This is a genomic window from Clostridia bacterium, from assembly GCA_019683875.1.
Classification (GTDB): Bacteria; Bacillota; Sulfobacillia; order RBS10-35; family Bu92; genus Bu92.
Map to the genome: position 1 here is coordinate 1 of JADGHN010000094.1, position 7111 is coordinate 7111.

General features: G+C 71.9%; 8 protein-coding genes. All 8 read right to left on the reverse strand.

Going from position 1 to position 7111, the window contains the following annotated elements:
* Window positions 1-222: 222 nt before the first annotated feature.
* The 8 genes from IRZ18_07655 to sigK all read right to left on the reverse strand — a co-directional run bounded on the left by IRZ18_07655 (window position 223) and on the right by sigK (window position 7087).
* On the reverse strand, window positions 223-927 hold the full coding sequence (locus IRZ18_07655; protein ID MBX5476977.1) for a response regulator transcription factor: 705 nt from the start codon (window positions 925-927) through the stop codon (window positions 223-225).
* Entirely contained in the window at window positions 924-1844 is a 921-nt protein-coding gene (locus tag IRZ18_07660) for a sensor histidine kinase (protein MBX5476978.1), read from the reverse strand. The genes IRZ18_07655 and IRZ18_07660 overlap by 4 nt, the downstream gene beginning before the upstream one ends.
* Before the next feature lie 10 nt (window positions 1845-1854).
* Window positions 1855-2973 (reverse strand): 3-dehydroquinate synthase, encoded by a 1119-nt coding sequence (gene aroB, locus IRZ18_07665; GenBank protein MBX5476979.1) that lies wholly within the window; start codon window positions 2971-2973, stop codon window positions 1855-1857.
* A complete protein-coding gene (locus IRZ18_07670; protein ID MBX5476980.1) occupies window positions 2948-3490 on the reverse strand; it encodes a shikimate kinase in 543 nt (180 codons plus the stop codon). Before IRZ18_07670 ends, aroB begins: the two co-directional genes overlap by 26 nt.
* A complete protein-coding gene (gene aroC, locus IRZ18_07675; protein ID MBX5476981.1) occupies window positions 3487-4713 on the reverse strand; it encodes a chorismate synthase in 1227 nt (408 codons plus the stop codon). The genes IRZ18_07670 and aroC overlap by 4 nt, the downstream gene beginning before the upstream one ends.
* Window positions 4714-4853: 140 nt before the next feature.
* Window positions 4854-5750 (reverse strand): shikimate dehydrogenase, encoded by an 897-nt coding sequence (gene aroE, locus IRZ18_07680; GenBank protein MBX5476982.1) that lies wholly within the window; start codon window positions 5748-5750, stop codon window positions 4854-4856.
* Window positions 5747-6361, reverse strand: a complete 615-nt coding sequence (locus IRZ18_07685) for a YqeG family HAD IIIA-type phosphatase (protein MBX5476983.1) — start codon at window positions 6359-6361, stop codon at window positions 5747-5749. The genes aroE and IRZ18_07685 overlap by 4 nt, the downstream gene beginning before the upstream one ends.
* A 12-nt stretch (window positions 6362-6373) precedes the next feature.
* On the reverse strand, window positions 6374-7087 hold the full coding sequence (gene sigK / locus IRZ18_07690; protein ID MBX5476984.1) for an RNA polymerase sporulation sigma factor SigK: 714 nt from the start codon (window positions 7085-7087) through the stop codon (window positions 6374-6376).
* Window positions 7088-7111 lie beyond the last annotated feature (24 nt).

The following is a 7111-nucleotide window of genomic DNA, read 5'->3' on the forward strand; positions in this document are numbered from 1 at the left end:
AAGCGGACAAAGAGAGCCATCCTTCGACACCCCCTTTCGCGTTCGACCCCGCGACCGCGGCCAAGGCTGACGCGGTCGCGGTGCCGGACAAGCCGCTTGCCTTCAGCCTACGTCCGGCCGGGGGCGGCTCCCATCCAGCGCAAGTCCCGATTTTGGGGGCGATGAGCCCCAGCAAACGCGACGAGCCCGGGACGTCTGTCCCGGGCTCGCGCAGGCCGCGAGTCACGCCGGTACCGAAGGTCCGGACGATCCGCCGGTCGGCCCCTCGTCCACGCGCACCCAGCCGCGGCGGATCGCCTCGACGACCGCCTGGGCGCGCCCCTGCACGCCCAGCTTGCGAAAGAGGTTCGTCGTGTGGTTCTTCACCGTCTTCTCGCTGATGAAGAGCGCGTCGCCGATCTCCTTATTGGCCTTGCCCGCCACCATCAACTGGAGGATCTGCCACTCGCGGTCGCTGAGGATGTCGAGCGGCCCCGCTTCGCGGCGTTGAGCTTCCCGGGCGAGCCGCTGGAAGCCGGTCATCAGCTTGGCCGCCATGTCCGGCTGGAGGTAGCGTTCGCCGGCGGCCACCCGCAGGATGGCGCGCTGCAGCTCTCCCGGCTCCACGTCCTTCACGACGTAGCCGTCCACGCCCGCCTGCACCGCTTCCACGAGGTACTCCTCGTTGTCGTGCATGGTGAGGACGAGGATGCGCACCTCGGGCCATTCGCTCTTCACCTGGCGCGCCACTTCCACGCCGTTGAGCTTGGGCATGGTGAGGTCGAGCAGGATCACGTCCGGCCGCAGGGCGCGCACCCGTTCGAGGCACTCGTAGCCGTCGCGCGCCTCGCCGACCACCTCCAGGCGGTCGGCGAATTCGAGCGCCCGGCGCAGCCCCTGCCGGAACAGCGGATGGTCGTCGGCGACGAGAACTCGAATGGGCGTCATGCCCAGCCATCTCCCTCCGCCTGGAGCGGGATCACGGCGAGGACGGTCGTGCCTTCTCCGGGCGCGCTCACGATGTCGAGCGAGCCACCCACGAGCCCGGCACGCTCGCGCATGCTCAGGAGGCCGAAGCCCCCCTGGCGCTGCAGCGCCTCGGCGACGTTGAACCCGGCGCCGTCGTCCTCGATGGCCACCGACAGCTGCCCGGGTTCGAAGCGCACCGTGACGGTCGCGCGCGTCGCGTCCCCGTGCTTCCACGCGTTGCTCAACGCCTCTTGCGCGATGCGGAACGCCGCCACCTCCACGGCGGGCGGAACGCGGCGCTCCGTTCCCTGCACGATCAAATCCGTGGCCAATCCGGTCCGTTCGCCGAATGTGCTCAGATACCCTCGCAGCGCGGGGATCAGTCCGAGGTCGTCGAGCGCCATGGGCCTCAGGTCGAAGATGATCTTCCGCACGTCCTGCAGGCTGTGGCGGACCAGCGTCTTCAACTGCTCCAGTTCGGCGAGGGCGCGGTCGCGGTCGATGGACAGCAGCTTCTGGCTGACCTCGATGCGAAAGACGACGTTCGCGAGGAGCTGCGCCGGCCCGTCGTGGATGTCGCGCGCGAGGCGGCGCCGCTCCTCCTCTTGCGCCCGGATGATGCTGAAGCCGGCGCGCTGGCGGTGATGGGCGCGGGCCGCGCGCCGTTCCCACTCCCGGCGCTGGGCATCGAGCGCGTCCAGCCGCGAGGCGAGCCGCTCCGCGTGCGCGGCGAGCGCGGCCGCGGCGTCGACCGTCTCCGGCGTGCGCCGCTCGCGCAGTTCCGCGGCGCTCCGCTCCAGGTCCTCCTTGATCGCCTGGACCTCCGCGACGTATCGCGCTGCGGCGGCGGCGAACTCGGCCAGCTCGGCGGTGTCGTCCGGCGGCACGGGGATCATCGCGCCCCACCTACCCTTCCGCGCCGAGTTCGACAAGCACGCGGCGCACCGTTTCCCTCGGCACGCCGGTCACCTCGAGAAGACGCCCGGGGGCCACCGGAAGCACCCAGCGCACGTCCCCGTCGATGGCCTTCTTGTCGTGGCGGATCCGTGCGAGGAGGTCGTCCGCGCGCAACCCGCGCAGCGTCGTCGGCAAGCCCAACGTCTGCAACAAGTCGACCAGCTCCCGTTGCCGCGCATCCGTCCACCCGGTGCCGACCGCCAGGGCCAGCGCGCCGGCCGCGACGAGTCCCGCCGCGACGGCCTCGCCGTGCCGCCAGCGCCCGTAACCCGCCGCCGCCTCGATGGCGTGGCCCACGGTGTGGCCGAGGTTCAGGAGGCGGCGCTCGCCGGACTCCCGCGGATCCCTGCCCACGACGGCCGCCTTGATGCGGACGGAGTCGGCCACCAGCCGGCTCAATGCGGCCGCGTCGCGGCGCAGGATGGCCGGGGCGGCGCGGCGGACGAATCCATAATCGTTTTCGTCGGAGATCAGCCCGTGCTTCACCGCTTCCGCAAGGCCCGCGCGGAATTCGGCGTCCGGGAGGGTGTCCAGCGTGTCGAGATCGGCCAGCACGAGGCTCGGCCAGTGGAAGGCGCCCACCAGGTTCTTGCCGGCCGGAAGGTTGACGCCCGTCTTGCCGCCCACGCTGGAGTCGATCTGGGCGAGGAGCGACGTCGGCGCCTGAAGGAGACGCACGCCGCGCAGGAAGGTGGCGGCCGCAAAGCCGGCGAGGTCACCGACGACGCCGCCGCCGAGCGCCACGATACACGAATCGCGGTCGAGGCCTGCGGCCAGGGCGGCCTCGTACACGCCGGTCAGCTGTTCAAGCGACTTGCTCCGTTCGCCGTCCGGAATCACGTGCCAGGCGGCCTCGACGCCTGCCGCAAAGCAGCTGCGTGTCACGACCTCCCGCCAGGCGCGCTCCACGGGAGGGACGGTGACGATGAGTGCCCGCGGGGTGCCGCCGATCTGGCGCAGGCGCGCCCCGAGCTCCCGAAGGAGCCCGTGGCCGATCCACACGTCGTACGGACGCTCTCCGTCCACGTGCACGCGCACGGGATCAGGGCCGCGCGAGTCGGGGCGCATGCAGGCCCGCCTCCTCCCACAGGGCGGCGATGGCGGCTGCGTTCACCGCAGGGTGGGCGTCCGCCAGGTCGAGGGCCACGTCCGCGAACTCGCGGTACACCGGCTCCCTTTCCTCCTCAAGGGACCGCAGAACGGCCGCCCGGTCCCCGCGGGCGAGGAGCGGTCGCGCGGCGGAGCGGGCCGTGCGGCGTTCGAGGACCGCCATGGGAACGCGGAGCCAGACGACGAAACCGCCCTGTCGAAGGCGCTCGCGGTTCTCTTCCCGGAGCAGCGTGCCGCCGCCGGTCGCCACGACGGTGCCCGACCACGGCGAGACCGCGCGGACGACGCGCGCCTCCCAGTCGCGGAAAGCCGCCTCGCCCTCCTCCGCCCATAGGTCCGCCACGCGCTTTCCGGTCAGGCGTTCGACCTCGGCATCCGTGTCCAGGAAGGGGCGACGGCAGCGCGCCGCGACCCGCCGGCCCAGCGTGGTCTTGCCGCAGCCCGGCATGCCGACGAGCACGAGGTTCGGGGTCAACGGGCCTCGCCCTCCGGCTGAAGGGGGTGGCGCGCGATCTGATCCACGTAGCCCTGAAGGTTGCGCCGGACCTCCCCGAGGCTGTCGCCGCCGAACTTTTCGAGGACGGCGTCGGCCAGGACGATGCCGACCATCGCCTCCGCCACGACGGCCAGGGCCGGCACGGCCGCGACATCCGTGCGCTCCACGGCGGCGCCGGCGGCCTCTTTCGAGTGCACGTCGACGCTCGGCAGGGGATGGGTCAGCGTGGCGAGGGGCTTCATCGCCGCCCGCACGACGAGCGGCTCGCCGTTCGTCATGCCGCCTTCGAGCCCTCCGGCCCCGTTCCGCGTGCGCGCGTAGCCCCCGGACCGCGGCGCGCGGGAGGGGCCGACGTAGACGATGGGATCGTGGACTTCGGAGCCGAACCGCCGCGCGGCCTCGAAGCCGAGGCCGATCTCCACGCCCTTGACGGCCTGGATTCCCATGAGGGCCGCCGCGAGGCGCGCGTCGAGGCGGCGCTCGCCGCTGATGTGGCTGCCGAGGCCGACCGGAAGCCCTTCGACGCGCACCTCGACGACGCCGCCCAGCGTGTCGTGACGGCGCGCCGCTTCCTTCACGGCCTCGACCATCCGGCGCGAGGCTTCTTCGTCGGCGCAGTACACGGGCGACGCCGCGGCGCGGGCGGCGAGCTCGTCGAGCGTCAGCGCCGCCACGGCCTCGGGATCGGCCGCGGCTTCGCCCATGCGCACCACGTGGCCGGCGGCGCGGATGCCGAGCTCGGCGAGGAACTTCAGGCAGGCGGCGCCGATCGCCACGCGCATCGCCGTCTCACGGGCGCTTGCGCGCTCGAGGACGTCGCGCAGGTCGGCGCGGTCATACTTGAGGCCGCCGGCCAGGTCGGCGTGGCCCGGCCGGGGCGCGGTCACACGCCGGGCGGCGCGGCGCCCGGCGTCGATCGCCTCGGCTTCCGGGTTCATCACGCCCTGCCAGTTCTTCCAGTCGCGGTTCTCGATGAGGAAGGCGACGGGGCTGCCCAGCGTCTCCCCTCCGCGGACGCCGGCCACGAGGCGGACCTCGTCGCGCTCGATCTTCATGCGGCCGCCGCGCCCGTACCCGCCCTGGCGGCGCTGGAGGTAGGGATTGATGTCGCCTGCGGAGAGCGGGATGCCGGCCGGCAAGCCCTCGAGGATTCCCACGAGCATCTCCCCGTGGGATTCACCGGCGGTCATGTATCGGAGCAATGCGTGTCCACCTCGGCGTTGAGATCGTCGCCCTGCGCCAGCCGCGGCGCGGCGCCTGGGCCGTGAATCGGGCCTGAACGGGATTCACTGCAATTGAATGAAGCAGTTTCGACGAGATTCGCGCCAGTCCTTGCGCAAGCCTATTGGATGTCGCTCAACGCCGCGCGCATGGCCGATTCGGGCGCGGGTCCGCCGAACCACAGCTCCCAGGACAGCGAGGCTTGGCGCACCAGCATGTCGATGCCGTCGACGGCGTCCCAGCCCGCCAGGGCGGCCTGGCGCAGCAGGCGCGTGCGACGCGGTCCGTAGACCATGTCGAAGCAGAGGCCGCCGGGCCGCACGATCTCCCAAGCGCCGTCCTCGAGAGGCGAGGCGTCCGGATCCGCGAGGCCGACGGGCGTCGCGTTGACGATGACGCGCGCGTCCCGGAGCGCTCCGTGCAACGTTTCCGGGGCGAGGGCGACGGCGGCCAGCTCCGTCGCGCCCGGTTCGAGGGCGCCGCGCACGTCGGTCAGGAGCGCGCGCGCCTTCTCCACGTCTCGCGCCGCCACGACGACGCGGCCGGCGCCCCAACGGGCGAGCGCCCACACCGCCGCGCGCGCGGCACCGCCCGCGCCGAGGACCAGGGCCGTGCCGCCGGGCGCGGGGTCGCGGCGCTCGCGCAGCACGTGCAGCGCCGCGGCCGCATCCGTGTTGTCCGCGACGAGGCGTCCGCCCGGGCCCACCGCCACCGCGTTCGCCGCGCCGAGCGCGGCCGCCGCCGGGCGAAGCTCGTCCGCGGCGAGGGCGGCTGCTGTCTTGTGCGGGATGGTGACGTTGAAGCCGCCCCACGACATCGCGTCCGAACGGACGGTGGCGGCGAACGCTGCGAAGCCGTCGGCCGGCACGGCGACGGCTTCGTACAGGTGGGGACTGCGCACCGCCCGGAACGCGGCGTTGTGGAGGCGCGGGGACAGGCTGTGCGCCACCGGCCAGCCGACGACGGCGAAGCGGCGACCCCGGCCGGAGGCGGGATGCAGCGGGACGAACGAACTCACCGGGAATCCGTGGGGACGGAGCGGTTCACGCTCGCCGGAGGGTCGAGCCGGTGCAGCAGGAGCAGCCAGAGCCGCTCGAACGCGCGCGCCACCTTCGTGCCGAGAAATTCGCGCCGATCAAGCGGCCGCACGAGCACGGTGAAGCATCCCGCCCGGTTGCCGCCCCACACGTCGGTCCAGATCTGGTCACCGATGACGGCCGCGCGTGCCGGATCGGCGCCGAGCAGCGCCATGGCGCGCCGGAATCCGGAACGCCGCGGCTTGCGGGCCACCGCCACGCCCTGCAGGCCCAGCTCCGCGCAGAACGTGTCGACGCGGGCCGTCGTGTTGTTCGACACCACGGCCACCTTGAACCCCAGCTCGCGCACCGTGGCCAGCCAGCTCCGAATCCGCTCGTCCGGCGGCCGGTTCCAGCCCACCAGGGTGTTGTCCAAGTCGAGGCAAAGCGTGGTGATCCCCATGCGCTTCAAGGCATGGAGGTCGATGTCGAACACGGACCGCGCCACCCGATCCGGCCGCAAACCGCGCCCCACGACGGTCACCTCGCTTGTTCGATTGTACTCGTGCGGCGCGCGCGATGTCAGGAACCGTGGTGATGGCGCCGTGTCCATGTTCTGGGGCCGTCAACCTTTGCCAAGTTTCGTTTGCAGGGCGGCCGACAATTTGCGCACGGCCTTCTTCTCGATCCGGCTGACGTAGCTTCGCGAGATGCCCAGAATGTGGGCGATCTCCTGTTGCGTCAGCTCCTCCCCGTTGTGAAAGCCATACCGCAGGGCCAGCACGGTGCGCTCCCTCTCGTCCAACACGTCGAACAGTTCCCGAAGCTGGCTCGCCTCCAGGCGCCGGCCCACTTCGTCCGCGATCGGCTCCGCGTTGTCGCGCAGCACGTCCATCAGCGTGATCTCGTTGCCCTCGCGGTCCGAGCCGATCGGATCCTGCAGGAAGACCTCGCCGCGCGTCTTCTTCGCGGACCTCAGGTGCATGAGCACCTCGTTTTCGATGCACCGGGCCGCGTACGTGGCGAGGCGCGTGCCCTTGTTCGGGTCGAACGTCTCGATGCCCTTGATGAGCCCGATGGTACCGATGGAGATCAGATCCTCGGGGTCCTCGCCGCAACCGTCGAACTTCTTCACGATGTGCGCCACGAGCCGCAGGTTGTGCTCGATGAGCTTGGCCCGGGCTTCGCGGTCGCCGGCGGCCATGCGCCGGAGGCACTCCGCCTCCTCGCGGCGGGAGAGCGGCTTCGGGAACGCCGTCTGGTTGTGCAGGTAGCCCGCGAGCGCCCACAGGCCGCGGGCCAGGGCCACGAGCAAAAGCGCGAGAATGCCGCCTTCCATCGCTGTCCCCCTTCACGCGCGCGA

Coding starts and splice junctions, on each gene's coding strand:
- IRZ18_07655 (MBX5476977.1), bottom strand. CDS start 927: ATGACGCCCATTCGAGTTCTCGTCGCCGACGACCATCCGCTGTTCCGG.
- IRZ18_07660 (MBX5476978.1), bottom strand. CDS start 1,844: ATGATCCCCGTGCCGCCGGACGACACCGCCGAGCTGGCCGAGTTCGCC.
- aroB (MBX5476979.1), bottom strand. CDS start 2,973: ATGCGCCCCGACTCGCGCGGCCCTGATCCCGTGCGCGTGCACGTGGAC.
- IRZ18_07685 (MBX5476983.1), bottom strand. CDS start 6,361: ATGGACACGGCGCCATCACCACGGTTCCTGACATCGCGCGCGCCGCAC.
- sigK (MBX5476984.1), bottom strand. CDS start 7,087: ATGGAAGGCGGCATTCTCGCGCTTTTGCTCGTGGCCCTGGCCCGCGGC.